Below are 25,584 nucleotides of genomic sequence, written 5' to 3'. Positions count from 1 at the left end.
AAGGTGAGCCTGCGAGGGCTCACCTTTTTGCTATAAAGAATAAATTAGTTCTTGATCATTTGACGCAGAACCGTTTGAAGGATACCGCCGTTACGGTAGTAGTCAACGTCCACGAGGGAGTCGAGGCGTACGATAACTTTGAATTCGATTTGGGAACCGTCTTCTTTCGTAGCGATAACCGATACCAGATCGCCAGGCTGAACATCGTTCGAAAGACCAACGATATCGAAGGTTTCGAAGCCAGTCAGACCCAATTGCTGCCAGCCTTCGCCAGCTTGGAATTGAAGCGGAAGAACGCCCATGCCGACCAGGTTGGAACGGTGGATACGCTCGAAGCTCTCGGTGATAACCGCTTTAACGCCGAGGAGGAACGTGCCTTTAGCTGCCCAGTCACGGGAGCTGCCTGTACCGTACTCTTTACCGCCGAGTACAACCAGGTTTGTTTTGTCCGCTTGATACTTCATCGAAGCTTCGTATACGGAAGTCACTTCGCCGGTAGGCTGGTAAGTCGAGAAGCCGCCTTCCGTGCCTGGAGCGATGTGGTTGCGGATACGGATGTTCGCGAATGTACCGCGAACCATAACTTCGTGATGACCGCGGCGGGAGCCGTAGGAGTTGAAGTCTTTCTTCTCAACGCCGTTAGCGATCAGATATTTGCCGCCTGGAGCATCCGGACGGATGCTGCCTGCAGGCGAGATATGGTCAGTTGTAACCGAGTCGCCGAGAGCAAGCAGAGTTTTCGCTGCTTTGATGTCTTCAACGTCGCGGATGCCGTCAGCAAGGCTGTCGAAGAACGGCGGGTTAGCGATGTAAGTGGATTTCGGATCCCACTCGTACAGTTCGCCTTCCGGTACCGGAATAGCGTTCCAACGTTCGTTTTGCGTGTATACATTTTCGTATTTCGCACGGAACATTTCCGGGGACAGCGAAGCGTTCATCGCATCAGCGATTTCTTGGTTCGTTGGCCAGATGTCTTTCAGGAAGACAGGCTCGCCTTGCGGATCGAAGCCGATTGGCTCGCTAGCAAAGTCGATGTTAACTGTACCAGCCAGCGCGTAAGCAACAACAAGCGGCGGCGATGCCAGGTAGTTCGCTTTGATTTGCGCGTGGATACGGCCTTCAAAGTTACGGTTACCGGACAGTACGGCAGCAACAGTCATGTCGTTGTCAGCGATTGCTTGGCTTACGTCTTCAGGCAATGGACCGGAGTTACCGATACATGTTGCGCAGCCATAACCAGCAACGTGGAAGCCAAGTGCTTCGAGGGACTCGAGCAGACCAGCTTTTACGAGGTAGTCGGTAACAACCAGGGAACCTGGAGTCAGGGAGCTCTTCACGTATTCAGGTTTAACGAGACCGCGAGCGACAGCTTTCTTCGCAACAAGGCCTGCGCCTACCATTACGCTAGGGTTGGAAGTGTTCGTACAGCTTGTGATAGCGGCGAGAACTACTGCGCCAGCTTTCATTTCGCTTACTTTGCCGTTAGCGTGGTTAACGGTAACGACTTCTTCCGTTTTCTCGTCAGTCAGGCCGTAGCCGCCTTTGTCGACTGGCTTGCGAACGATTTCGTTCCAAGCGTCCTTCATCGAAGTCAGCTCGATACGGTCTTGCGGACGTTTAGGACCGGCAAGGGAAGGAACAACCGTCGACAGGTCGAGTTCAACCACTTCAGTGAAGACAGGGTCCGGTGTAGCGTCCGTACGGAACATGTCTTGCGCTTTGTAGTAAGCTTCAACCAGCTCGATTTGCTCTTCTGTGCGGCCAGTTTGGCGCAGGAAGTCGAGTGTAGTTGCGTCAACCGGGAAGAAGCCGATTGTTGCGCCGTACTCAGGAGCCATGTTGGCAACCGTTGCACGGTCAGGAAGGCTGATGTTGGACAAGCCGGAGCCGAAGAACTCAACGAATTTGCCTACAACGCCTTTTTTACGAAGCATTTGAGTGATAGTCAGGGCAAGGTCAGTCGCCGTAGCGCCTTCTGCCAGGCTGCCAGTCAGTTTGAAGCCGATAACTTCCGGAGTTACGAAGTATAGTGGTTGGCCAAGCATACCAGCTTCAGCCTCGATACCGCCAACGCCCCAGCCAACGATACCAAGACCGTTGATCATAGTCGTATGGGAGTCCGTACCTACGAGGGAATCCGGGAATACGAATGTTTCGCCGTCAACGGTTTTTGTAGCCGCAACGGATGCCAGGTACTCGAGGTTGACTTGGTGAACGATACCTGTATCCGGCGGAACCGCACGGAAGTTATCGAATGCCGTTTGTGCCCAACGGAAGAAGCGGTAGCGCTCTGCGTTCCGTTCGAACTCGATGCGTTGGTTGATTTCAAGCGCATCCGGGGAACCAAATGCGTCAACCATTACGGAGTGGTCGATTACGAGATCGACGGGTACAAGCGGGTTGATTTTTTTAGGGTCGCCGCCTGCTTTTTTAACCGTTTCGCGCATTGCCGCAAGGTCAACGACAACCGGTACGCCGGTCAAGTCCTGCAGAACGATACGGGAAGGGATGAAAGGAATTTCTTTGTCGTCGCGGTTAGCCGCCCAATCAGCGAGTTGTTTTACATGCTCTTTTGTGATAGCACGGCCGTCGAATTGACGAACAGCGCCTTCGAGCAATACTTTAATCGAAAATGGAAGTTTGGAAATGTCGCCAAGTCCTTGTTTTTCCAGACCTTGAAGGCTGTAGTAAGCATAGGATTTGCCGCCGACTTCCAAGCTCGACCGTACAGAATAGTGGTCTTGATTTGCCATGTTCGGGTATTCCTCCTTGAATGATGTTGACGATTTTGTTGTTTCATTCTGTGAAACTCTATTTCAAAAATCGTTATGTCTCTATTATAGCTCGAGTTTTGGGGTTCGTAAAGCAGATTCAAACCGACAATGGCGGAAATTCGAGGCTTTTCGCGCAGGCAGCTTGGCAGCATGCATCATTGCTTTCCAGTAGTCACTTACTATTGTATAGCAGTTGCGATAGAACTTCGTTATAATGGACATGATGTCATCATGAGAGGAGAATTGGTCATGACAACAACGAAAAAGCTTGGCAACGTCAAGCTGTCTATATTAGATCTTGCTCCAATTGTTGAAGGCTCGACGGCTTCGGACGCTTTGCGCAACAGCCTCGACCTGGCCCAGCATGCGGAAAAATGGGGCTATACCCGCTATTGGGTAGCCGAGCATCATAGCATGCCGGGAATCGCCAGCTCGGCTACTTCATTAGTAATCGGACATATTGCTGGCGGTACGTCGACTATTCGCGTCGGCTCCGGCGGCATCATGCTGCCGAATCATGCACCGCTTGTAATTGCGGAGCAATTCGGTACGCTGGAATCGCTGTATCCCGGCCGTATCGATCTTGGCCTTGGCCGAGCTCCGGGCAGCGACCGCCAGACGATGATGGCGCTGCGCCGCGATTTGTACGGCGGAGAGAATTTCCCGGCGATGCTGGAAGAGCTTCGCGGCTTCTTCCGCGGACCGGAGTCGGAAAAAGCGGTACGCGCGGTGCCGGGCGAAGGCCTGGATGTGCCGATCTGGCTGCTGGGCTCCAGCGATTTCAGCGCAAGGCTGGCTGGCGAGCTGGGATTGCCGTTTGGCTTCGCGAGCCACTTCTCGCCGGACTTTACGCTGCCTGCGCTTGATATTTACCGCAGCAGCTTCAAGCCATCGGCTTATCTGGATAAGCCGTATGCAATGGTTGGCGTAAACGCCATCGCAGCCGATACGGACGAACACGCGGAATGGCTCGGCACAACGCTGGAGCAGCAGTTCCTCAATCTGATCCGCGGCGGCGTGCCAAGAAAGATTCAGCCGCCGGCCGATCTCGAAGGCTTTGCGAATCCGTATGAGCTGACGGCCGTGCGCAATCAGCTTCGCACCGCGATCAAAGGCAGCCCGCAGACGGTTGAAGCAAAGCTGAACGCGTTTATCGAGCAGACAGATGCGGATGAAGTCATTATTAATTGCGCGATTTACGATCATCAGGAGCGGCTGAAATCCTACGAGTTAATTGCTCAGCTCGGATTAAGCGGCAGCAAGAAGTAAGTGAGTGAGCAGTCCATCGGGGCTGCTCTTTTTTGTTTGAAGAATTAGCCTTAACGATACGCGGTATCGTTAAGGTGGACGAAGAGTGCTGGGCAGGTGGTCTTGACGATGCGGCACATCGTTAAGAAGCGGGAAAGTGTGAAGGGGCGGAAATGCGGCGGTGGCGATGGCGATGAAAATGGAAAGCCAATTGCAGCATCCCTTAACAAAAAAAGCCGCAGCAGGCGGGCCTGCTACGGCTTTTCTCTTATCCTTTAACGGAGGTTTGGAATATCAACTTCCGGATTTGTGTCCGCTTCATAATCGATACCGTCGGTTTCGAAGCCGAAGAGCTGGAAGAACTCGCGGCGGTAGCCTTCAAGATCGGACAGCTCGTATACGTTTTCCGAAGTAATCTCGCTCCACAGCTTGTCTACCGCAGCTTGCACGTCGTCGCGCATTTCCCAGTCGTCCATGCGGATGAGGCCTTTTTCGTCTACCGGCGTTGGGCCGTCAACATAAAGGCGGGTAGCGAACATGCGGTACATTTGCTCGATGCAGCCCTCGTGAATGCCTTTTTCCTTCATTACTTTGAAGAGCGCCGAGATGTACAGAGGCACGACCGGAATCGCGGAGCTGGACTGAGTAACCAGCGCTTTCGCAACCGCTACATAAGCGCGTCCGCCAGTGGAGGACAGCTGCTCAGTTAGGTTGTGAGCCGTAGCTTCCAGATCGTTTTTCGCGCGGCCGATGGTACCGTCACGGTATACCGCATGCGTAATTTCCGGACCGATGTACGAGTAAGCAATCGTAGTAGCGCCTTCAGCAAGCACGCCTGCTGCCTGCAGCTCGTCGATCCACATTTGCCAGTCCTCGCCGCCCATTACGGTAATCGTCTGGCTGATTTCTTCTTCCGTAGCCGGCTCAATCGTAGCTTCGGACACAACGCCGTTATGGAAGTTAACGGTTTTGTTCGAATAGGATTGACCGATCGGTTTGATCACCGAGTTAAACACTTCGCCGGTCTTCGGATGAACGCGGCGCGGTGCGGCAACGCTGTAAACAACCAGGTCAACCGAGCCAAGCTCCGTGCGGATCAGGTCGATTGTTTTTGCTTTGGTCTCGTCGGAGAATGCGTCGCCGGAGAGGCTGTACGATTTCAGGCCGGATTCCGCGGCAGCCTTCTCGAAAGCAGCAGAGTTGTACCAGCCTGGTTTCGCCGTACGGTTGCCTTCCGCGCCTTTGCTCGTAAATACGCCAACGGTATTTGCGCCCGCGCCAAACGCCGCAACGATACGGGAAGCAAGGCCGTAACCCGTAGATGCGCCGATAACAAGCACATTGCGAGGGCCTTTCAATTTCGGTTGAGACTGTACATATTCCACTTGGCGGTTAACTTGCTCTGCGCATCCAACCGGATGGGCGGTCGTGCAAATAAATCCGCGGGATTTCGGTTTAATAATCATATGGTAAAATCCTTTCTTCATTAAAATCATAATTATAGTTCTATAAGACAAGCCATTACTCATTTTACCGATTTTTAGCTCCAAAGGGAAGTTCGCGCACAAAGGAAATCACAAAAAACAGGGCTAGACCCTTTGGAACAGCAGTTGCCGCAGGGTCAGCCCTTATCGTGAGTATTGTTTCACATTTACCCGGTGTATTAGAAACGGCCGGCGATTTGCTGCTCAGCAAGCTGAATCAGACGTTTGGTTATCGTTCCGCCAATAGAGCCCATATCGTGGGTTGTCATGTTGCCGTAGTAACCGTCAGCGGGAAGCTCTATGCCAAGCTCTTGCGCGATCTCGAATTTTAGTTGTTCAAGCGCTGCGCGGGCTCCGGGAACTAACAATGAATTGCGGTTAGGCATTGAATCGCAGCCTCCTAATTAAATGGTCGGGATTAGACTATTTCTTGTCGTTATTATGCGCGCGCGGAAAAGAATTATCCGTAATTTTCTCCTTTTTTTACCTTTAAGCGGGTTTATACAAGGGTAATGACTGTAATCCGGCCAAGTTGCATAAACTGGATATATTCCATACTGTAGGAGATGTGATACAGATGAAGGATTTGATCGGAAGAGCCGTATCGTTTGGACTTGGCTTTGCGGTGACAAGCAAGGAGCAAGTAGAGAAGCTGGCGGAGGAATGGGTGCGAAAAGGAGAAATCACCAAAGCCGAATCGTCCGTTTATGTCGATGAGCTGCTCAAGAAAGGCGAAGAAACTCGCAATAAAATTGAAGAAATGATTCGGGAACGCGTCCAATCCATCATTGGCGAAAAATACGTAACAAGAGAGCAATACGAGCAGCTGGAGCAGCGGGTGGCCGCGCTGGAGCATAAAGAAACATCTGTGGACTGATTTGAGGCGGATGTATGAGCGTAAGATCAAAATTCCGTCATTTGCAGCGTTATCGGGAAATCGCAATCGCTTTTGTCCGCAATGGCTTCGGGTATATCGCCAAGGATTTGGGGCTGCCGGATACGGGACTGGTGCTGCGCGGCGGTGAAAGGCAAAGCATTCGCAAACGCGGAGTCGGCGAGAGGCTGCGCTTGTTCCTGGAAGAGCTTGGTCCTACCTTCGTCAAGCTGGGACAAATGGCGAGCATACGGCCAGACCTGATTCCTGCCGGTATTATTGCGGAGCTGGAGCAGCTGCAGGATCATGTTCAGCCTTTTTCGTATGAGGAAGCCGTACATATTATTGAGGATGAGCTGGGCTCGCAGCTTGAGCAATTATTTGCCGAATTCAGCGAAGAGCCGCTGGCTTCCGCATCCATCGGGCAAGTGTACCGGGCCAAGCTGATTGACGGTACGGTGGTAGCCGTTAAAGTGCAGCGCCCTAATATTCAAAAAGTTATCGAGACGGATCTCGATATTTTGTCGGAGCTGGCGCGGGTCGCGGAGCATCGTCTGGAATGGGCGCGCAGCTACCGGCTTCGCGACATGATCGATGAAATTGCCAGAGCGCTTCGGGCCGAGCTGGATTACGGGCTGGAGGCACGCAATGCCGAGAGGTTCGCCGCACAAAGCAGCAGACTTGACGGCATCATCATTCCCGCGGTGTATTGGGAGTATACAAGCAAGCTGGTTCTGACCATGGATTATGTGGAAGGCATTAAGCTGTCGGACCGCGAGCAACTCCAGCAGGGTGGCTATGATCATAAAAAGCTTGCGGAGCGGTATTCCAAAGCGATCTTTCACCAGGTGCTGGTGGACGGGTTTTTCCACGGGGATCCGCATCCGGGCAATGTTCTGGCTCTGCCTGACGGGAACCTGGCTTTTCTTGATTTCGGGATGGTCGGACGGCTTACGCCGGACATGAAGCAGCATTTCGCCACCTTTGTAATCGGCTTGCGCAATCAAAGCACGAGTACGATTATCCGGGCCATTAACGGGATGGGCTTTATTCCCGATGACACGGACAGGAAGGCGCTTCGGGCTGACGTGGACGAAATGAGGGACAAATATTACAAGATTCCCCTTAGCCAGGTAAAGATCGGGGAGTCGGTAAATGAGCTGTTCGCGCTTGCTTTTCGCCATGGGATACGTATTCCGTCAGAGCTCACGTTGCTTGGCAAAACGTTTCTCACTTTGGAAGGCGTAGTCACAGCGCTTGACCCGGCCTTCAGCGTGTTTGACGTCGCCGAGCCGTTCGGCAGAAAGCTGGTGATCGAGAAGCTGGATCCGCGGCGGCTCGCGCGCAAATGGGTGGATGATATCCCGGATTATCTGGAGCTTCTCTCAGATATTCCGCTCAGCTTGCGGAGCGTGCTGAATATGATGCGAAGGGGTAGATTAGGGCTGGATCTTGCCATTCCCGAGTTAAATGCCGTGCTGAAAAAGCTGGATCAGATCAGCAACCGGCTCAGTCTCAGTATTGTGCTGCTGTCGTTCAGCATTATTATGGTTGGCCTCATAATAGGCTCGTCGATGGGGCATCAGAGCACGCTGCTGTGGAATATTCCGGCGATTGAGATCGGGTTTGGGATTGCTTCGATACTGTTTGTGTGGTTAATTGTGGCAATCATACGAAGCAGATAGATTATTTAATTGATTAGGAATAACGGAATGTATCTCCTTCCGGCCGCTGTTGTCAGCCCTTACCTTGAACAATTTCTAAAGGGTGGTAAAGTGCGTGACAAAGGCGAACGCTACGCTCCTCCATGAGATACATTGCCTCTATTCTTTATCAATTATTTTGGAGGGAACAGGTAAGGAGCAGGGGGGATTCCCTGCTCCTTTTTTTTTAATGACTTATAATCTTCTGCGATTGAAGTATTTGATGAATAGACAGGACAGAAGCAAGACAAGGATTGCAATGCCGGCCGTAATAGCTTCGCGGGAGTTATCCTGCTGCTTAGGCTGGTTGCCCATGCCCATACCGCCAAAACCTCCGCCGCCCATGCCGCCGCCTTGGAATCCATCCGGTGGCTGGCCCATGCCGCCGCCCTGGAACCCATCGGGCGGCGCTCCCATGTCGCCGCCCGGGAATCCCATCCCATCGCCGCCTTGAAAACCGTCCGGCGCCTGTGCCATATCGCCGCCTTGGGCTGCGCCTTGCTGCTGGCCGCCGTTGCCAGCGTCGGTACCGCCTTGGCCTTGCTGCGCATCAGCGCCATTCGCGCCTTGCGCGGTGGCCGGAACCGCGCCTTGCTTGGTGTCCGCTACGCCACTAGTGCTCTGCTGAGCCGCTGCACCCTGCTGCCGGCCGCCTGCGTCAGCGGCATTTTGCTGACGGTTGCCGCCGCGCATGCCACCGCCACCGCCGCCAAAGCCACCGCCGCTGCCGGAGCCGTCGCCGGAAGAGGCGATCGTGCCGTCGAGCTGCTGCGAGATATTGCTGATCGTGCTCGCATTGGTCGAGATCAACGATTTGACGCCCGCCTCGTACTGCTCGTACGTATAGAACGAGGAAGGATCCGCTTTGACATACGATGCAATCATCGTGTTAAGCTCATTTACTCTTGCCTGGAACTGCGAATCCGACAAGTAACCGTCTACGATCTTTTGGAGTATCTCATGGTACTTCTCTTTGTATTCGTCCACGGCAAGCAGCTTCGCGATAAGAGGCCGGTCAGCTACGGCGCTTTGCGTAGGCTCATCGATTAAGAGACTGCTTGAACCTCCGCCACCGCCCATCATCCCCATGCCGCCAAAGGCCATATTATAATCCCATGGCAGAATTGAGAAGACGCCTTTATCCTCATACAGATAATAGTTTTGCTTGTTGCCGCCCAAGTAGCTGTCCATATTCATGGTAGCAACGTTTAGAGCAATATAGCCAAGTGCATCATCGACATTGATATATTTCTCCAGATCAGTGCCGCTGTTCAGCTCTTTCAGCATATCGATCAGAATGTCGTTATTCGAGGATTTGGATTTTTGCGCAAGCCCCGGGTAAGAGTCAAGCTTGTCGTCAATCCAGAGCAGATCGCTGCCCGTACCCATAATGCCTTTGTACAAAGCGCCGTATGAGTTGCCGAAATTACGGTTCAGATATTCATTCCCGACTTGTTCAATCGCCAAGTAGAAGCCCCATAGCTTGTCATTGACATACACATTAACGTACGAAAACTTTGGAGTCGGCAGTCCCATCTGTTCCGCCAGCTCATAGGTCAGAAATTCGCGCATATAGGAAGCATCGCTGTAATTGTTGTTTAAGTTGATTTTGCTGATGCCGCCAAGCGTCTGATTCACGTATTCGTCAAACGAGATCTTGAAGCTGTACCGGTCGGAATCCTCCATCTGCACAACGCTGCGCAGGCTTAGATTACCCTTGGCGCGAATGCCGACATTATCGAAATGCTCTCCGTTATAATCGACGGATGCCGTGTGATACTCTTCGGCGCTGGCATTATCAATAATGTCCTGGAACTGATCTTCATCGATCGTAATTTTTACGTCGACGACTTTGTCCTTCGGAAATACGGTTTCGTCTAAAAACTGCTCCTCCTTGGAGGTGGCTTTGTTCTCGGCACTTTCTCCCTCATTGTTCGCTGCCGGCTTAGAGCCGCATCCTGTTAATCCGATGATCAGAATGATGGAGAAGAGCGTTAGCATAAATTTCGCTTTCATCTTAAGCACCATCCCGTCTTTTACGATACGTAATCCCCGCTGTAGCTGATCAGAACGGCATTGCGCACGCCGGCAATCTGGGACAGCTGATTTACGAAACGTCCTTCCTGATCGTTCAGACGGACTTCCAGCGTAACTTCGATATGGCCTGCGGATACGGTTTTTTGCTTCACGTTATAGCGTTTAACGAGCTTGCCGACTTGTTCTTGAACGGCTTTTTCGCTCTCATCGTCCGAGCATTGAACTACCAAAAGGTAAGGATTTTCTACCTTGCCGCCCTTTACGAACAGGAAGAGGACAAGTCCGATAATAACAGAGCCAACAACGGCAAGGGTGAAGAAGCCTGCGCCGGTTACGATGCCGGCAGCTGCCGCCCAGAACAGGAAGATCAGGTCAGTCGGATCTTTGATTGGCGTACGGAAACGAACGATCGAGAGCGCGCCAACCATACCGAGGGACAGGACCAGGTTCGAGTTGACCGCCAGAATAACGACGGACGTAATGATGGTCATCCCGATCAGGGAGACGTTAAAGCTCTTGGAATATAACACCCCGCTGAAGATTCTCTTGTAAAGCGTGTAAATAAACAGACCGATTAAGAAAGAGACAGCGAGCGTGATCAGCATTTTCGAAATATCGATGCTTGAATTGAAGTTGTCGAGGACCGAGCTTTTGAAAAGATCGGAGAACGTATTGGTTGTATTGCTTGCGTTTGTTGTTGTATCCATTGGTTTAATAATCCTCCCACGAGTTGTATTTCAGAAATTTACGGCAGATCACGTACTTGGACGCCGATTGCCGGTTTAGGCCTTCAAGCTGCAGCGCAGTCTGAATGTAGCCCGGGATGTACTCATCGAATTTCACTTCCAGGATGATGAGATCTTCATCAATCGCTTTGACGGGCGTCAGCTCGGGATCAAAAATATCCACCGCATGCAGCCCGGTCCGCAGGTCCTTATCGAACGTAATCCGTACGTTGCCGTTGTGGCAGACATAAGGCTCGCGCACATAATCCACGATTACTTTCGGACGCAGCAGATTGTCGTGCATTTCATTGTAGATCTCCATAAGCAGCGGCTTGTCCGGTACGTTCAGAACCTCGTAATCGCCTGCCATAATGCGGTTGTACATCTCTCTGGTAAGCGGCTCCTTCAACTTGGCGATGTAGTCCATCCGTTTAAGCTTTTTTTCGAAAAGAATGACTTTGTCCTGGCCGTTGTAGATGCGGATCCGATACTTTTTCCTGTCCCGGAAGCCGCCCAGCTTGTCGTTTAAGGCGGTATTGCTAATATCGTCGAAATACAAGCTTCGGATATGATATTCACCGGTTGAACCCGCATGCTCGTCGGGCTGCATCAGATTCCTCAACCGCTGGCGAATCGTGAAATATTGAAGATGGTTGATGAAAAATTTCAGCTCATTCCTGAATTTGATTTTGCTCATTATTACACCTCATTTCACTGTCACGTTTGCTTTCGTTTACATTCTCTTAACAAAACTAATTGTATAGGCTGAATCTGATGCCAATCTTAACGCTGGCTGAAAGAATGCTGAATGTCTTCCTGCGCACGGCAAAAAGGCTATCCCGCCATTTGATGACGGGATAGCCTTTCTCATTGATAAAGCGGCAGTCTGATTCGGAACGTGCTGCCCGAGCCTTCTGTACTGTCCACGTGTATGGTGCCGTGATGCTGTGCGAGAAGGGACTGGGTAATGGCGAGGCCAAGACCCGTACCCCCGCTTTTGCGCGTTCTCGAGGATTCGCTCCGATAAAATCGCTCGAACAAATGGGGCAGATGCTCTGCCGCTATACCGGTGCCATTGTCGGATACGGAGATAACCGCTTCTGCCGCTTCCGTATATAACTTAAGGGACAAGCTGCCGCTATCAAGGTCGGTATGCTGAACGGCATTCAGGAATAGATTCAACACCGCTTGTTTAAGTTGGTCGGGATGCCCGGACACCTGAATGTCCGGATTGATCTGCAGGCTAACGTTGCGAGTGCCGCCCAGCAGAAGAAGCTGGGGCTCCATCTCTTGCAGTAGCTTGTCCAGCCGGATCTCGATCCGTTCGGGCGTAGGGGCTTGATCAAGCTTGGCAAGCAGAAGCAAATCCTCAACCAGCTTGTTGATCCGTTTGGATTCCAGCTGCATGCTGGTTAAGGCGGAACGAAGCTGATCCGGGTTGGAAGCGGCCCCGCGCAGCAGGACTTCGATAAAACCATGAATAGACGTAAGCGGCGTCCGCAATTCATGCGATGCGTCCGCGATAAACCGTCTCATTCGTTCGGTTGTCTGCCGTTCGGCTTCAAACGCATGGTCAAGACGCTCCAGCATCCCGTTAAAGGCGACGGCAAGCTGGTCGATTTCCTGCTGCCCTTGATTCACGGGCAGTCTTTCGTTCAGATTGGCGGCATCCGTCTGGCTGACCGTTTGCACGACGTTCGACAAGGGCCTAAGCGTGCGGCGCAGCAGCGGAATATAGAACCATAAGCCTGCAGCCAGCGCAAGCACGGACAAGCCGATAAAGATCGCAAGCTGAGTTATCAGTATTTGCTTCAGGGATGCGGTATCGGTCCCGGCCTGGATGATGCCGTCGGGATGTCCGGGAGAACCCGTGACATGAAAGACGACCAGCTGCTGCGTGCCTTTCTTGTCCGTCAAGATGCGGTAAGTGCCATGCCGATTCGGCTGTTGAAGCATCTCTTTGTACTGCGCGGCGGATAATTGAGGCGCGTTAAGCTCGTCATCCCGCGACAGGTCGGTAAATTCGCCTTCAAGATTAATGGAGGCAAGGGACAAGCCCGGCTGATAATAAAATGGTGCCGGTACCGGCAGCTGCATAGGCGGCGAGCTGCCGGGTTGACTGCCGGAGCCGCTCCCGCCGCCGAAGGGTTTGCCGCCAAACCAGTCATGAGGAAGCGAGATTAATTGGGCTTCCAGCGCTTCGGCTTTATTTTTATACTGGAAATCCTTCATGAAGACATATTGCAAAATACCGATCATAAGCAGCAGAGCCGCCATGACAAACAGGGAGCGCTGAAGAAGCTGGAATCGGAGGGAGCGGGGGGACCGGGCCGACGGTCTCATGACAGATCCATCCTGTACCCGACACCCCGCAGCGTACGGATTAGCCGGTGCTCCTTATCGCCAAGCTTGTCCCGCAGGGAGCGGATATACACCTCGACAATATTTTCTTCCCCGCCAAACCGGTAGCCCCATACGCTGTCCAGTATTTGCGCTTTGCTGAGCACAATGCCGTTGTTCAGAACGATATATTTCAACAGCTCATATTCCGTAGGGGAGAGCTCCATTGTGACCCTGGTAGATCAGTTCCTTTTTCAGGTCGTTAATGCGGAAGGGGCCGTAGGTCGCCTCGCCGAGCAGGCTAGGAAATTGGTTGCGGAGCCGGGCTTTAATCCGGGCGAGCAGCTCTTCGAAGCTGAAGGGCTTCACGACATAATCATCCGCGCCAAGCGTTAAGCCTTTCACCCGGTCTTCGATCTCATCCTTCGCGGTAAGCATAATGACCGCAACGTTTGCGCCGGTGTCTTTAACCGCTTGGCATACTTCAAACCCGTTCATCTCCGGCATCATCACGTCGAGAATAAGAACATGGGGCTGAAACTCCTTGGCCACCTGCAAAGCGGCTGCACCGTCTTGGGCAGTACGGATGTCAAACCCTTCGTTCAGAAGACCCAGCTCAAGAAACTGTATAATATGCGGCTCATCGTCAGCTAGCAATAATCGGATTCCGTTCATAAATGCGTTGCTCCTCGTTCCTATCTATAAATTCATGGTCTACTTATTATCGTCGTTTTTAGCCTGAATTTCATTAACCGCAAATAAAAAAGCTGCCGACCCCATAAGGGAAGGCAGCTTGCGCGTTAGATGGACAGCTTCTGGCCGGGCTCGAGGAGCTGGCCTTTTAAGCCTTTTGCTTCCAAAGCCTGAACGAAGGCTTCCGCATCCTGGCGGATAACCGGGAAGGAATTGTAGTGAACCGGGATCGTCAGCTTGGCGCCGAACCATTCAGCCGCTTGAAGGGCATCTTCAGGGCCCATGGTAAAATGGTCGCCGATCGGGATGAGGGCAACGTCAATATTATGACGGTCGCCGATCATTTTCATATCGCCATACAAAGCAGTGTCGCCGGCATGGAGGATCGTCTTGCCGTCCACCGTAATAATGTAGCCGCCCGGCATGCCGCCGTAAATAATGCGCTGCTCTTCCGCGATTGTAATGCCCGAGCTGTGGAACGCTTGAATCATTTTTGCTTTGGCAAAGCCGAGATCAACGGTCCCGCCGATGTTCATGCCAATCGTCTCAAGACCTTTCCACGACATGTAGGTAGCAAGCTCTACGTTCGCGACAACGGGAGCATTGTTCGCGCGGGAGATAGGCTCCGCATCCAGAATATGATCCATATGGGCATGGGTGAGCAGGACCGTGTTGACCTTGATGTCTTCCGGCTTCGTTACGGCAAGCTCGTTGCCTCTAAGGAATGGATCGATTACAAGCGAGTTATCCCCGGAAGTAATTTGGACACAGGAATGTCCATGAAAAATAATGTCGGTCATCTTAGCAGCTCCTTAATGGTTGTTTTGTTGGACAAGTCTCGTGGTAAGTTTAATGCGTACGCTGGACGGATCGGTGACGAAGGCAGCGCCGTCCTGCTGTTCAACGGAAATGCCTGCTGCAAGAAGCCGTTCAAGGGCTGACGACAGCTCGCCGGAATCCGGATACACAATCGTAAAATAGTCTAGGCCGGTCGATTGCGGGGAAGGAGCGGGAGCTCCGATGCCAGCCCATACATTTAGCCCGATATGGTGATGGTAGCCTCCAGCCGATACGAATAATGCCCGCATCTGGGTATAGTCTCCGACAATATCGAAGCCTAGCAGCCCGTTGTAGAACGCTCTGGATTCCGGAATGCCCACCGTATGAAGATGAACATGGCCCATGATGGTTTCAGGCGGCAAACCTTTCTCTATATCTTCTTCGCCGGCTTCCTGCAATAGACCTTCCCAGTCTATAGGATCGGTTGCCATAACGTAATCGCCGTTAGCGTCGCGTTTCCATTCGGATCTTGGACGGTCGGCATATATCTCGATTCCATTGTTGTCGGGATCGGATAAGTATAATGCTTCGCTGACCAGGTGATCGGCCTGACCAAGCGGGATGCGGTGAGCGATCAGCCTTTTCAGAACGATGCCAAGCTCCTTGCGGCTCGGAAGCAGCAGGGCATAGTGGTACAGCCCGGTTGTTCCTCTGCGCTCCGGTGCTACGACAGCATTCGGTATTTGCTCAAGCAGAACGAGAGCCGTCTTGCCATCAGCGGTTAATGCGGCAGTCGTGCTCGTCTGCTCCAGAATTCGGAGGCCGATTACCTCGGTGTAGAAGCTGAGAGATTGTGCAAGATTGCTGATCTTGAGCTTTACAGCGCCAAGAACGGTATCGGGATGGATGCTTATGGACATGATGTAGCCCTCCTTCGCTTAGTTACTTTTTGTAAATTAATATAAATAATATATTTAGTGTTGTCAAGTTATGGGTTTGTGAAAACGCGGAATACGGACGAGGGGAGAGGTTGTGACGGAGGCAGCTTATGTACCTGTGTTAGTGTGGAATAAAATTGCGAATAAGATACGCGGTCGTTCCCAGTCCGATTGGGACAGATCGCCGAATAAGAGGAAAAACCGTGTTGCAGCGGGATTTGGGGGATCGTGAGGGCATCAGACAGTGAAATAAGAGGAAAATACCGTGCTGCAGTGGGGTATGGGGGATCGTGAGGGCATCAGATAGCGAAATAAGAGGAAAAAAAACCGTGCTGCAGCGGGGGATGGGGGATCGTGAGGGCATCAGATAGCGAAATAAGAGGAAAAAACCGTGTTACAGCGGGGGGATGGGGATCGTGAGGGCATCAGATAGTGAAATAAGAGGAAAAAACCGTGCTGCAGCGGGGTATGGGGGATCGTGAGGGCATCAGATAGCGAAATAAGAGGAAAAAACCGTGTTACAGCGGGGGGATGGGGGATCGTGAGGGCATCAGATAGTGAAATAAGAGGAAAAAACCGTGTTGCAGAGGGGTTGGGAGTAGCGGGAGGACGTAATCAGGGGGTTGCCGAAAACTTGCCGGCCAAAAAAAGCCCGCGCAATGGCGGGCTTGGCAGATCTATCATTCATTTATTTGATAAGACCGGCATGCACGAGACCGTTGCGGATGCCGCTGTCGCTTACATGCGTCGTAATGTAATTGGCGAATGGCTTCAGCTCTTCATGGGAGTTGCCCATCGCAATGCCAAGGCCAACGACCTCCAGCATTTCTTTATCGTTCAGACCGTCACCGAACGCAACGGCTTCTTCCGGAGCGATGTTGAGCAGCTTGAGCAAGGCTTTGATCCCTTGCGCTTTGGAACCGTCAACCGTAAGCACGTCCATTGCGGTTTCGTGCCAGCGGATAAATCGTAGTCCCGGATTAGCTTCGCCGTATAGATGCTCTTCGCCCGCGGTACAATGCAAGAAGATCTGATAGACGTCCTCCTTCTGCCAGAAGTCCGGATCAAAGCCAGGCTGCGCAACGCGCAGCGATGCTACGGAATTGAACACATGCGGGTGGGATTCCGTATTGCGGTAGAACGAATCGTGTCCTTCGAACACGAGGGTATGATTATGAGCGGAAGCATGGCTGACCAGAATTTCCACGTCTTCGCGCGGAATAGGGCGCCGGTAGATAGCTTCTCCTTTGTATACGACGTACGCGCCGTTCAGGCTGACATAAGAATCAATACCAAGCTGCTCGGCGATCGGAGCGAAAAAGTAAGGCGCTCTGCCCGTTGCGATAACTGCAGGTACGCCGCTTGCTTGCAGTTCGCGAATCGCGTCAATCGTATCTTGCGGGATTTGTTTTTCTTCATCCAGTAATGTGCCGTCGATGTCAAAGAAAGCAATTTTGTATGGCATAAGCTTACCTCTCCTATCCCTATTTGCGGTTTCATCTATATATTGACGTACTATAACACCGAATTCCGCGATTAGGCAAGCTTTTAAGGCTGGAAGACGGCGCTGAAGAGTGTGAACATTTTGAATGAATCGGCGCAAAGAAGTAGGAGTTAGGCGCATTATGCGATATAATCAGATGGGTATCTATAATTGGGAAACAAGGAGAATGCACGCAATGGAAAAAACATTGATCTTCGGGCACAAAAATCCGGATACAGACACAATCTGCTCCGCGATTGCCTATGCCGAACTGAAATCGAAACTTGGTTTTAACGTTGAAGCCGTACGTCTTGGCGACGTTAACGGCGAAACGCAATATGCGCTGGACTACTTCAAGACGGAAGCTCCGCGTTTTGTTGAGACCGTTGCAGGCGAAGTAAACAACGTTATTCTGGTTGACCATAACGAGCGCCAGCAAAGCGTTTCCGATATTGATCAAGTTCGCGTCGTTGAAGTTATCGACCACCACCGTATCGCCAACTTCGAAACGGCGGCTCCCCTGTACTTCCGTGCCGAGCCTGTAGGCTGCACGGCTACAATCCTGAACAAGCTGTACAAAGAAAACGGCGTTGCCATCAGCAAAGAAGCCGCTGGCCTGATGCTGTCCGCTATTATCTCTGACTCTCTTCTCTTCAAATCGCCTACATGCACGGAGCAAGACGTAGCGGCAGCTCGCGAGCTGGCTGGAATCGCTGGCGTTGACGCTGAGGTTTACGGTCTGGAAATGCTGAAAGCCGGCGCGGATCTCCGCGACAAAACAATCGAGCAGCTTCTGTCGCTTGACGCGAAAGAGTTCTCGATGGGCAGCGCAAAAGTAGAAATCGCTCAAGTTAACGCGGTTGACACAAACGACGTTCTGGTTCGCCAAGCGGATCTGGAAGCGGCAATCAACGAAACCATTGCGAAAAAAGGTCTGGACCTGTTCGTATTCGTGGTTACCGACATCCTGAACAGCGATTCCATCGCCCTTACTCTGGGTGCAAAAGCTAACGCTGTTGAGCAAGCTTACAACGTTACGCTGTCCGATAACAAAGCGCTTCTGAAAGGCGTTGTGTCGCGCAAATCGCAGATCGTTCCGGTTCTAACCGAAACGTTGAGCAAATAAGACAGCGAATCGTTTCTGGTTCTAACCGAAACGTTGAGCAAGTAATAAGCTATATAATAGAAGAAAGAGGTTGTCCATGAGAGACAACCTCTTTCTTTTTGCTGCTATTGGCGCTATTTTAGCCACAGTACCATATTTTCTTCATCCCAATATTGCTCCTGCGATTTCATGGCATTCCGCTCAATGCCGAACACCTTAAACCCGCAGCTGGCATAAAGCGCTTTGGCCGCAGCATTATCCGAAATAACGTTCAGGTTAATCTGCTCGAGTCCATCCAGATTTGAAGCCTTATTGATCAGCTCCGTAAGTAGCCGCTTGCCGGTCCCTCGACCGCGTGCCTCCGGAGCGACATACATGGCGTAGACATTCCCTTTATGAGAAATTTTGGGCTTGCTTTCTCTGACAAAAGTAACCATGCCAACCAGCTTGCCCGCATGAAACGCGCCTAAAGTAAAACGCTCTTCATCCGGTTTCAGTTGGCTTGCAATCTCAGTAAGCGATCTTACGACCTGGATCTCGTAAGTCGTCAGGAAAGCTTCGGGACTTTCAAGCAGGGATTGCAGACGAAGCTCATGGTAAGCTTCAACATCTGCTTCGGTCAAAGTCCTAATATCCACCGTGTCACCTCCATTACTGATGAAATTCCATATCGCATGGAAGCAATCCTTCTCCATACAAATAAAAAATGGCTGAGCATAATGCTCAACCATTGTGTAATTTAGACATTTAGTTAACGACACGGCGTGCGGTTACGTATTTGCTCGCCCAGTAAGAGCTGGACATGTCGGATACGGTAACGCCTTGGCTTGTGGAGCTGTGAAGAATTTTTTTCGAACCGGCATAAATCGCGACGTGGCTGATGCTGATGCCGTTCGTGCGGAAGAACACAAGATCACCGGTGCTTAGTTCCGTCTTTGGAACCTTTTTCCCAATCGTTGCTTGCTCTGCTGCTGTGCGGGGCAGGTCAACATCAAGGCCGGCAAACATGAATTTCGTAAAGGACGAGCAATCAAAAGCATATGTAATACCAACCGGGGCGCCGTATTTGTAAGGCACGCCTAAGTAATTTTTACCTTCGCTGATCAAAGCCAGCGTTTTTTCCGTTGCAGCGTTTGCATGATTTGTTGTAGTGGCAAGAGTAAAGGCCGATGCGGCGATTGTAGCAACCAGGCTAAATGTCATTAATTTTTTAAGGGATTTAAATGTGTTTTTCATGGTAGTATGGTTTCCTTTCGCTTGGAAGTTCATTCGAATATAGATTCCATCTTTCGCTGAAATTACTATAACACATCCGAAACAGCACAAAATTTTACAATTAGAACGAAAGATCAATGAATTGTAAAGAAAGACACCTTTATGAGAATTAAATGAGAATCTATTAAGAAACGCTCTCAGAAAAGTCTCGTCAGAAAAGTCCCATCTTATTGACGGCAGCTATTAGGGTGAAATATAATTAGGTAGCCTATTATTAATAGTACTAAAATAATTAGCGGCTTACATATTTAAAGGGTGAGGTGATCAAATGGCCGGCGGTGGAGAAGAGACCGCAGCACGAAGACTGATAGAAGTATTTATGCTGTTCAACAAGATGAACTGGAACCATCAGCCGATGGATTTGAAGCAGAAGCACAGCGAGCTGCGGCTGCTAGTGGTAATCAAGCGTATGGGCAATGGGGATGAAGAAGGGGTCAAAGTATCCGATTTAAGCAAATTTCTAAAGGTGACGTCACCAACGGTTACCCAGCTGCTTAACCGCCTTGAAGAGATGGGGCTTATAGTCCGCAAAGAGGACCCGAGAGACAGAAGAGCGGTCCTTGTGTCCCTGACCGAAGAAGGTGAATTGACCGCAAAGAAGGCGTTGCAGGGTTTTATGCAGCGAATGAACGGTCTTGTCGATTTTTTGGGCGACGAGGATACGGAGCAATTAATCCGTCTGCTCAGGAAGACAACCTCTTATTTCGAACAAATAAATCTGAACGATTCAAATGGAGATGATGTTAATAAATGTTGAAATTATTCCGTTATTTGAAGCCGTTTCGGCTTTTGGTTATCGGTGTCCTGGTGTTTGTCTTTTTGCAGACCTTATCGGATTTATATCTGCCAACCTTGATGGCGGATATCGTGGATAAAGGCGTATCTCAAGGCGACAAATCTTACATTTGGAAAATCGGAGGCTTCATGCTGCTTGTTGCGGCAGGAGGCGGCATTTGCTCCGTGCTGGCCAGTTATTTTTCCTCGAAATCCGCAATGGGATTCGGACGGGATGTTCGCAGCAAGGTGTTCAAGCATGTCGAAAACTTCTCTCTGCAGGAGTTTGACAAGATTGGCACAGCTTCGCTGATTACCCGTACAACGAACGATATTACGCAGGTGCAGCAAGTGCTTATCATGATTTTGCGTATGATGATTACCGCGCCAATGATGTGTATCGGCGGCATTATTATGGCGATCTCGAAGGACGCCAAGCTGTCGCTTGTATTTGTAGTTGTTATTCCGGTACTGGCAGGCGCTATCTTCCTGGTCGTGCGTAAAGGGATTCCGCTGTTCAAAGCGATGCAAGTGAAGATTGATAAATTGAACCTGGTACTGCGCGAAGGCCTCACGGGTATCCGCGTTATCCGTTCGTTTGACCGGATCAGCCATGAGAATAAGAAATTTGACGCGGCGAACGCCGATCTGACCGATACGGCAGTGCGCGTAAATAAAATCATGGCGGTACTTATGCCGCTGATGATGCTGATCATGAACATTTCGACCATCGTCATTATTGCGATTGGCGGTATCCGCATTGACCATGGAAATATGCAAATTGGTTCCCTGATGGCTTTTATCCAATACGGCATGCAAATTATGTTCTCGCTTCTGATGATGTCGATGATGCTGATTATGATTCCTCGCGCGCAAGCATCGGCTGTCCGTATTAATGAAGTGCTCGAAATGGTACCAACGCTGTCCGACAAACCGGTAACGAAGAAAAACAGCGGCAAAGAAGGCTATTTGGAATTCCGCGGGGTGACATTCAGCTATCCGGGTGCGGAACAACCGGCGTTGTCGGATATTTCGTTCCAGGCGGGCCCTGGCGAAATTACCGCCATTATTGGCGGTACCGGCGCGGGTAAATCCACGCTCGTCAGCTTGATTCCGCGTTTCTATGATGTGGATGCGGGTCAGATTATCATTGACGGCATGGACGTAAGAGATATGTCCCAAGAGGATCTCCGTCAGAAAATCGGCTTTGTTCCGCAAAAGGCGGTTCTCTTCACGGGAACGGTAGCTGAGAATATCCGTTACGGCCAGGAGGATGCAACAGACGAGGAGGTTGCTCATGCCGCGGCTATTGCGCAAGCCTCGGAATTTATCGGCAAGATGGAACAGGGCTACGATTCCATGATTGCGCAAGGCGGCAATAACGTATCCGGAGGTCAGAAGCAGCGCTTGTCCATTGCGCGAGCATTGGTGCGAAGGCCGGAAATTTACGTGTTCGACGACAGCTTCTCGGCACTGGACTTCAAGACGGATGCCAAGCTGCGCGCAGCCTTGAAGTCTGAAGTGGGCAACTCGACGGTCATGCTTGTTGCGCAGCGGGTTAGCACGGTTATGGATGCGGACCGGATTATCGTTCTTGATGAAGGACGTGTTGCGGGGATCGGCAACCATAAGGAGCTTATGCAAACTTGCGAGGTCTACAAGGAAATTGTATCGTCGCAGCTGTCAGAGGAGGAGATTGCATGAGCCAGCAAAAGGGTAACGGCCGCCCAGGCGGACCTGGCAGAGGCCCGGGCATGGGTGGTCCCGGCGGATTCGGAATGCCGGTGCAAAAAGCGAAAAATTTCAAAGGAACACTGTTTCGGTTAATGGCTTATTTGAAGCCGCATCAAACCAAGCTTCTGCTGGTGCTGCTTACCGCGATTTTGAGTACGGTATTCAGTATCGTAAGCCCGAAAATTATGGGTCATGCGATGACGAAGCTGGCCGAAGGCTTTTTTGGAAAACAAAATGGCGGTGCGGGAATCGATTTTGACGCGATTAATCAGATTCTGCTTATTCTCGTCGTTCTCTATATCATAAGCTCCGTGTTCAGCTATATTCAGCAGTATTTGATGGCGGGAGTAGCCCAGAATACCGTTTACGATCTGCGCAAGCAGGTGAATGCCAAATTCAACCGGCTGCCTCTGAAATATTTTGACTCCAAATCCAACGGCGAAATATTGAGCCGGGTCGTTAACGACGTGGACAATATCGCCAATACCTTGCAGCAAAGCTTAACCCAGCTCATTACTTCCGTAATTACGCTGGTTGGTATTATCGTCATGATGCTCACCATCAGCCCGCTGATGACCTTAATCGTCTTCCTGACGATTCCGATCAGCTTGGTGGCGACTGCCGTTATCGCAAAGCGTTCGCAGAAATATTTTGTGAAGCAGCAAGCGGAGCTTGGCAAATTAAACGGTCATGTGGAAGAGATGTATACCGGCCACAAGATCGTTAAAGCTTTTGGCCGCGAGCGCGAATCGCTGGAAAAGTTCGAGAAAATGAATGAACAGCTGTACGATGCCGGCTGGCGCGCCCAATTCATCTCCGGCATTATTATGCCGATTATGAGCTTTATCGGGAATATCGGTTATGTGTTTGTCAGCATTGTTGGCGGTATCCTTGTTACAAGACGTGCCATTGAAGTCGGGGATATCCTGGCCTTCATTCAGTACACCAGACAGTTCACTTGGCCAATCACGCAGCTGGCGAATATCTCGAACGTTATTCAATCGACGATCGCTTCCGCAGAGCGGGTCTTCGAACTTCTGGATGAGGAAGAAGAAGTGCCGGAAGCGAGTCCTGCGAAAACGATCGCTCGTCCAAACGGTTCCGTACACTTCGATCATGTGAAATTCGGTTACACTGCGGATAAAACCTTGATCGACAACATGAACATCAATGTGCTGCCTGGTCAAACCGTAGCGATCGTGGGTCCAACAGGTGCGGGGAAAACCACGCTCGTAAACCTGCTTATGAGGTTCTACGAGCTGAATGACGGGAAAATCACGATTGACGGCGTTAATATTACGGATTTGAAGCGAAGCAATTTGCGCGGCATGTTCGGAATGGTGCTTCAGGATACATGGCTCTTTAACGGTACGATCCGCGACAATATCGCGTATGGAAAGGAAGGGGCGACGGAGGAGGATGTCGTCAACGCAGCTAGAGCGGCGCATGCCGACCACTTTATCCGGACGCTGCCTGAAGGTTACGATACTATTCTGAACGAAGAGGCGTCCAATATCTCGCAAGGGCAAAAGCAGCTGCTTACTATTGCCCGCGCAATATTGGCTGATCCGTCAATCCTGATTCTCGACGAAGCAACCTCCAGCGTCGATACGCGGACGGAGGTCTACATTCAGAAGGCGATGGGCCATCTGATGGAGGGCCGAACAAGCTTCGTTATCGCGCACCGTCTGTCGACGATCCGCGACGCGGACCTGATTCTCGTCATGAACCAAGGCTCGATTATCGAGCAGGGTACGCATGAAGAGCTTCTGGAGCAGGGCGGTTTCTATGCGGATTTGTATAATAGCCAGTTTACGGGGAAGGCGATTGAGGCTGTGTAGTTTTAAAGGTGAGGTAGGGCAGGGATTACGGGTTTGTATCTCTTCCGGCCGCTGTTGCCATCGTGAAATTCCGAATTAACTCGTTTTCAATGAGATTTCACGATGGCAAAGGCGTACGCTACGCTCCTCCAGAGATACAAACCCTCCATCCCCCTTCACTCTTAAAACACACAAGCCTCCAATTAGCCTCCCCTTAATGGCTATTGGTTGGGGGAGGGCGAAAAAAAGAGAAAGCGTGTTAGCTGCGCTTTCTCTTTTTGTTTGTCATAAACGGTAGTGATGCGCAACAAATGTTTTCGCATGACGTCTTAATAGGTAATTCCAAAGATAGGAAAATGAAATGCGGGGGTACACCGTGTGAGAAAAACCTTTATTTTCATTGTTGTTTTTGTTTTAATGGGAGGCGCGTATTTGTATCTTCGTTTTGGACCCTTGTCGCCACAGCATGAATTGAAGAAACAATTGGAGCACCTTATTCAAGAACATAATCATGCGAATATTCAAGCTCTCTCATTAGACGAACCAACAACGGGATATCTTCTGGAATTGCCGACTGACACAGTAGTTGAATCTGCAACGGATTTTCAAGGAGGTTCCGAACAAATAGGTTATTTGGTTAGCAGGGTGGGGGCCAAGCCGCTTCATGTATATATGACAGTGACTACCAAATCTCTATATCACAAGCTTTTTCCTAAATGGACTTTATTTAAAATTACAATCGCACCAAATGGAACCTTGCCTTCCATTCTTGATCTTCAAAAAATTGCGGATTCGGAAAGAAATCAAGTCGGGATGGAGGAACTACAAGCGGAAAAGGCGACTGTCTAACGGGGAAAGCAATCGACAGCAACATACCCAAAATTTATGTCGTGCCTCATATTTCGGAGAAAGAGGCCAGAACAAAGTCGCTTACTGACTTTTTGACTAACGAGGATAAGAACGATCTGATAGTATATCACGTAAAAGATATTCAGCTTTATAATGACCTTGAAAACTATAAATCTATTTATTGGGTTTATCGTTGGAGTAATTCTAATGATATTACCTCAGCCGCATATTTTTATTGTTAGCGATATATTTGATGCATTAAGCGGGGGAGACATCATAGATGGTCCTATCCATAAGCTTTTGGGAACGATAGGTTTCGTTCTTGTGTGTATTTTTGGATATAAAATAGTTACATCAGTGCTTCGGGAAAATTAATATATGGTAGCGGAAGGCAGGAAATCATTGAACTATGCTAAATATTAGGAGTTGAGTGGCTGGAGGTAAGCATCACCTAGTATGTAAATTAGAAGCTCTGGTATAAAGGAGGTTAAATTATTCTTAAATCTCTTTTAGTCATTCTGCTTATTGTTATGAGTTTGAGTTTATCGGCATGTTCAACCTTAACTGGAGAGACAAAGTCTCAGAGCACGGTTGGGAGTGATATACTGAAAACCTTCGGAAAAGAAGATAAAGAACGAATGCAGAAATTCATTAATCGTTTTGATGATCATAAAGTTGATTACGTTCTGGCCATTCCGCCATTTATCGATGGGGGTTATGTGATTTACGATTTGATCGCCGGGAATGGCGAGATCAAGGTAAGAATGGACACAACGCGGGATACTTATAGCAGCGACGCCGGTTTGGAGTTAACCTGCAAAGCTATTAAATTCGATAATAGTGGAAATGTAGTGGTCGAGCAGTGTACAGGCCCAGAGGGTGTTGAAGTTTCCCATTACTCTTTGTTCTCATTTGATCCAACGCGAAAATAAGGAATAGGAGCAAGAA

21 protein-coding genes and 1 pseudogene are annotated in these 25,584 nt (G+C 50.4%); 9 read left to right on the top strand and 13 right to left on the bottom strand.

The window, feature by feature from the left end:
• Nucleotides 1-44: 44 nt before the first annotated feature.
• Entirely contained in the window at nt 45-2,753 is a 2,709-nt protein-coding gene (gene acnA / locus WFK81_RS14910) for an aconitate hydratase AcnA (protein ID WP_336787180.1), read from the bottom strand.
• A 270-nt stretch (nt 2,754-3,023) separates the two neighbouring features.
• Here acnA and WFK81_RS14905 point away from each other — a divergent pair, with 270 nt between their 5' ends.
• Complete coding sequence (locus WFK81_RS14905) at nt 3,024-4,043, top strand: LLM class flavin-dependent oxidoreductase (protein ID WP_336787179.1); 1,020 nt, start codon at nt 3,024-3,026, stop codon at nt 4,041-4,043.
• 254 nt (nt 4,044-4,297) lie between these two features.
• On the opposite strand, the gene fabV is transcribed toward WFK81_RS14905, so the two are convergent.
• Together fabV and WFK81_RS14895 are read right to left on the bottom strand one after the other, a co-directional pair.
• Nucleotides 4,298-5,488 (bottom strand): enoyl-ACP reductase FabV, encoded by a 1,191-nt coding sequence (gene fabV, locus WFK81_RS14900; RefSeq protein ID WP_336787178.1) that lies wholly within the window; start codon nt 5,486-5,488, stop codon nt 4,298-4,300.
• Nucleotides 5,489-5,685: 197 nt separating this feature from the next.
• Nucleotides 5,686-5,892: an alpha/beta-type small acid-soluble spore protein gene (locus WFK81_RS14895; protein WP_336787177.1), complete on the bottom strand. Its 207-nt coding sequence runs from the start codon at nt 5,890-5,892 to the stop codon at nt 5,686-5,688.
• Between the two features lie 191 nt (nt 5,893-6,083).
• On the opposite strand from WFK81_RS14895, the gene WFK81_RS14890 reads away from it, so the two are divergent.
• Together WFK81_RS14890 and WFK81_RS14885 are read left to right on the top strand one after the other, a co-directional pair.
• A complete protein-coding gene (locus WFK81_RS14890; protein WP_336787176.1) occupies nt 6,084-6,383 on the top strand; it encodes a phasin family protein in 300 nt (99 codons plus the stop codon).
• 14 nt (nt 6,384-6,397) lie between these two features.
• Nucleotides 6,398-8,065 carry an ABC1 kinase family protein gene (locus tag WFK81_RS14885; protein WP_336787175.1) on the top strand — a complete coding sequence of 556 codons (1,668 nt, stop codon included), beginning with the start codon at nt 6,398-6,400 and terminating at the stop codon, nt 8,063-8,065.
• Between the two features lie 213 nt (nt 8,066-8,278).
• Here the strand turns inward: WFK81_RS14885 and WFK81_RS14880 are convergent, their stop codons facing one another.
• The 8 genes and pseudogenes from WFK81_RS14880 to WFK81_RS14845 all read right to left on the bottom strand — a co-directional run bounded on the left by WFK81_RS14880 (nt 8,279) and on the right by WFK81_RS14845 (nt 17,061).
• Nucleotides 8,279-10,099: a CotH kinase family protein gene (locus tag WFK81_RS14880; RefSeq protein ID WP_336787174.1), complete on the bottom strand. Its 1,821-nt coding sequence runs from the start codon at nt 10,097-10,099 to the stop codon at nt 8,279-8,281.
• A gap of 20 nt (nt 10,100-10,119) precedes the next feature.
• The gene (locus WFK81_RS14875; protein WP_336787173.1) at nt 10,120-10,827 is read right to left on the bottom strand and encodes a DUF4956 domain-containing protein; all 708 of its coding nucleotides are present in this window, start codon (nt 10,825-10,827) and stop codon (nt 10,120-10,122) included.
• Between the two features lie 4 nt (nt 10,828-10,831).
• Nucleotides 10,832-11,542, bottom strand: coding sequence for a polyphosphate polymerase domain-containing protein (locus WFK81_RS14870; protein ID WP_442956060.1), 711 nt, complete (start codon nt 11,540-11,542; stop codon nt 10,832-10,834).
• 170 nt (nt 11,543-11,712) lie between these two features.
• Nucleotides 11,713-13,188 (bottom strand): sensor histidine kinase, encoded by a 1,476-nt coding sequence (locus WFK81_RS14865; protein ID WP_336787172.1) that lies wholly within the window; start codon nt 13,186-13,188, stop codon nt 11,713-11,715.
• Nucleotides 13,185-13,860: pseudogene (locus WFK81_RS14860) on the bottom strand (response regulator transcription factor). Before WFK81_RS14860 ends, WFK81_RS14865 begins: the two are co-directional and overlap by 4 nt.
• Before the next feature lie 125 nt (nt 13,861-13,985).
• Nucleotides 13,986-14,678 carry a metal-dependent hydrolase gene (locus WFK81_RS14855; RefSeq protein ID WP_336787171.1) on the bottom strand — a complete coding sequence of 231 codons (693 nt, stop codon included), beginning with the start codon at nt 14,676-14,678 and terminating at the stop codon, nt 13,986-13,988.
• Between the two features lie 12 nt (nt 14,679-14,690).
• A complete protein-coding gene (locus WFK81_RS14850) occupies nt 14,691-15,578 on the bottom strand; it encodes a VOC family protein (RefSeq protein WP_336787170.1) in 888 nt (295 codons plus the stop codon).
• Between the two features lie 706 nt (nt 15,579-16,284).
• Nucleotides 16,285-17,061, bottom strand: coding sequence for a Cof-type HAD-IIB family hydrolase (locus WFK81_RS14845; protein WP_336787169.1), 777 nt, complete (start codon nt 17,059-17,061; stop codon nt 16,285-16,287).
• Nucleotides 17,062-17,275: 214 nt separating this feature from the next.
• On the opposite strand from WFK81_RS14845, the gene WFK81_RS14840 reads away from it, so the two are divergent.
• Nucleotides 17,276-18,205, top strand: coding sequence for a manganese-dependent inorganic pyrophosphatase (locus WFK81_RS14840; protein ID WP_336787168.1), 930 nt, complete (start codon nt 17,276-17,278; stop codon nt 18,203-18,205).
• Nucleotides 18,206-18,318: 113 nt separating this feature from the next.
• On the opposite strand, the gene WFK81_RS14835 is transcribed toward WFK81_RS14840, so the two are convergent.
• Together WFK81_RS14835 and WFK81_RS14830 are read right to left on the bottom strand one after the other, a co-directional pair.
• Nucleotides 18,319-18,822: a GNAT family N-acetyltransferase gene (locus WFK81_RS14835; protein ID WP_336787167.1), complete on the bottom strand. Its 504-nt coding sequence runs from the start codon at nt 18,820-18,822 to the stop codon at nt 18,319-18,321.
• 109 nt (nt 18,823-18,931) lie between these two features.
• Nucleotides 18,932-19,387 carry a C40 family peptidase gene (locus WFK81_RS14830; RefSeq protein ID WP_336787166.1) on the bottom strand — a complete coding sequence of 152 codons (456 nt, stop codon included), beginning with the start codon at nt 19,385-19,387 and terminating at the stop codon, nt 18,932-18,934.
• A 340-nt stretch (nt 19,388-19,727) separates the two neighbouring features.
• Between WFK81_RS14830 and WFK81_RS14825 the strand changes: the two genes are divergently transcribed.
• The 5 genes from WFK81_RS14825 (at nt 19,728) to WFK81_RS14805 (ending at nt 25,568) form a co-directional block, all read left to right on the top strand.
• The gene (locus WFK81_RS14825) at nt 19,728-20,216 is read left to right on the top strand and encodes a MarR family winged helix-turn-helix transcriptional regulator (RefSeq protein ID WP_336787165.1); all 489 of its coding nucleotides are present in this window, start codon (nt 19,728-19,730) and stop codon (nt 20,214-20,216) included.
• Entirely contained in the window at nt 20,210-21,937 is a 1,728-nt protein-coding gene (locus WFK81_RS14820) for an ABC transporter ATP-binding protein (protein ID WP_336787164.1), read from the top strand. Before WFK81_RS14825 ends, WFK81_RS14820 begins: the two co-directional genes overlap by 7 nt.
• Nucleotides 21,934-23,808, top strand: a complete 1,875-nt coding sequence (locus WFK81_RS14815) for an ABC transporter ATP-binding protein (RefSeq protein ID WP_336787163.1) — start codon at nt 21,934-21,936, stop codon at nt 23,806-23,808. Before WFK81_RS14820 ends, WFK81_RS14815 begins: the two co-directional genes overlap by 4 nt.
• A gap of 357 nt (nt 23,809-24,165) precedes the next feature.
• Entirely contained in the window at nt 24,166-24,636 is a 471-nt protein-coding gene (locus tag WFK81_RS14810) for a hypothetical protein (protein ID WP_336787162.1), read from the top strand.
• 530 nt (nt 24,637-25,166) lie between these two features.
• Nucleotides 25,167-25,568 (top strand): hypothetical protein, encoded by a 402-nt coding sequence (locus WFK81_RS14805; protein WP_336787161.1) that lies wholly within the window; start codon nt 25,167-25,169, stop codon nt 25,566-25,568.
• Nucleotides 25,569-25,584 lie beyond the last annotated feature (16 nt).

It is taken from the genome of Paenibacillus sp. MMO-177 (genome assembly GCF_037147795.1).
Classification (GTDB): domain Bacteria; phylum Bacillota; class Bacilli; order Paenibacillales; family Paenibacillaceae; genus Pristimantibacillus.
The sequence above is the reverse complement of the archived record's forward strand: the minus strand, read 5'-3'. Positions and strand labels throughout refer to the sequence as shown.

Excerpts from the sequence above, each read along its gene's own strand:
- acnA (WP_336787180.1), bottom strand. The coding sequence starts at position 2,753 with ATGGCAAATCAAGACCACTATTCTGTACGGTCGAGCTTGGAAGTCGGC.
- WFK81_RS14905 (WP_336787179.1), top strand. The coding sequence starts at position 3,024 with ATGACAACAACGAAAAAGCTTGGCAACGTCAAGCTGTCTATATTAGAT.
- fabV (WP_336787178.1), bottom strand. The coding sequence starts at position 5,488 with ATGATTATTAAACCGAAATCCCGCGGATTTATTTGCACGACCGCCCAT.
- WFK81_RS14895 (WP_336787177.1), bottom strand. The coding sequence starts at position 5,892 with ATGCCTAACCGCAATTCATTGTTAGTTCCCGGAGCCCGCGCAGCGCTT.
- WFK81_RS14890 (WP_336787176.1), top strand. The coding sequence starts at position 6,084 with ATGAAGGATTTGATCGGAAGAGCCGTATCGTTTGGACTTGGCTTTGCG.
- WFK81_RS14885 (WP_336787175.1), top strand. The coding sequence starts at position 6,398 with ATGAGCGTAAGATCAAAATTCCGTCATTTGCAGCGTTATCGGGAAATC.
- WFK81_RS14880 (WP_336787174.1), bottom strand. The coding sequence starts at position 10,099 with ATGAAAGCGAAATTTATGCTAACGCTCTTCTCCATCATTCTGATCATC.
- WFK81_RS14875 (WP_336787173.1), bottom strand. The coding sequence starts at position 10,827 with ATGGATACAACAACAAACGCAAGCAATACAACCAATACGTTCTCCGAT.
- WFK81_RS14870 (WP_442956060.1), bottom strand. The coding sequence starts at position 11,542 with ATGAGCAAAATCAAATTCAGGAATGAGCTGAAATTTTTCATCAACCAT.
- WFK81_RS14865 (WP_336787172.1), bottom strand. The coding sequence starts at position 13,188 with ATGAGACCGTCGGCCCGGTCCCCCCGCTCCCTCCGATTCCAGCTTCTT.
- WFK81_RS14855 (WP_336787171.1), bottom strand. The coding sequence starts at position 14,678 with ATGACCGACATTATTTTTCATGGACATTCCTGTGTCCAAATTACTTCC.
- WFK81_RS14850 (WP_336787170.1), bottom strand. The coding sequence starts at position 15,578 with ATGTCCATAAGCATCCATCCCGATACCGTTCTTGGCGCTGTAAAGCTC.
- WFK81_RS14845 (WP_336787169.1), bottom strand. The coding sequence starts at position 17,061 with ATGCCATACAAAATTGCTTTCTTTGACATCGACGGCACATTACTGGAT.
- WFK81_RS14840 (WP_336787168.1), top strand. The coding sequence starts at position 17,276 with ATGGAAAAAACATTGATCTTCGGGCACAAAAATCCGGATACAGACACA.
- WFK81_RS14830 (WP_336787166.1), bottom strand. The coding sequence starts at position 19,387 with ATGACATTTAGCCTGGTTGCTACAATCGCCGCATCGGCCTTTACTCTT.
- WFK81_RS14825 (WP_336787165.1), top strand. The coding sequence starts at position 19,728 with ATGGCCGGCGGTGGAGAAGAGACCGCAGCACGAAGACTGATAGAAGTA.
- WFK81_RS14820 (WP_336787164.1), top strand. The coding sequence starts at position 20,210 with ATGTTGAAATTATTCCGTTATTTGAAGCCGTTTCGGCTTTTGGTTATC.
- WFK81_RS14815 (WP_336787163.1), top strand. The coding sequence starts at position 21,934 with ATGAGCCAGCAAAAGGGTAACGGCCGCCCAGGCGGACCTGGCAGAGGC.
- WFK81_RS14805 (WP_336787161.1), top strand. The coding sequence starts at position 25,167 with ATGAGTTTGAGTTTATCGGCATGTTCAACCTTAACTGGAGAGACAAAG.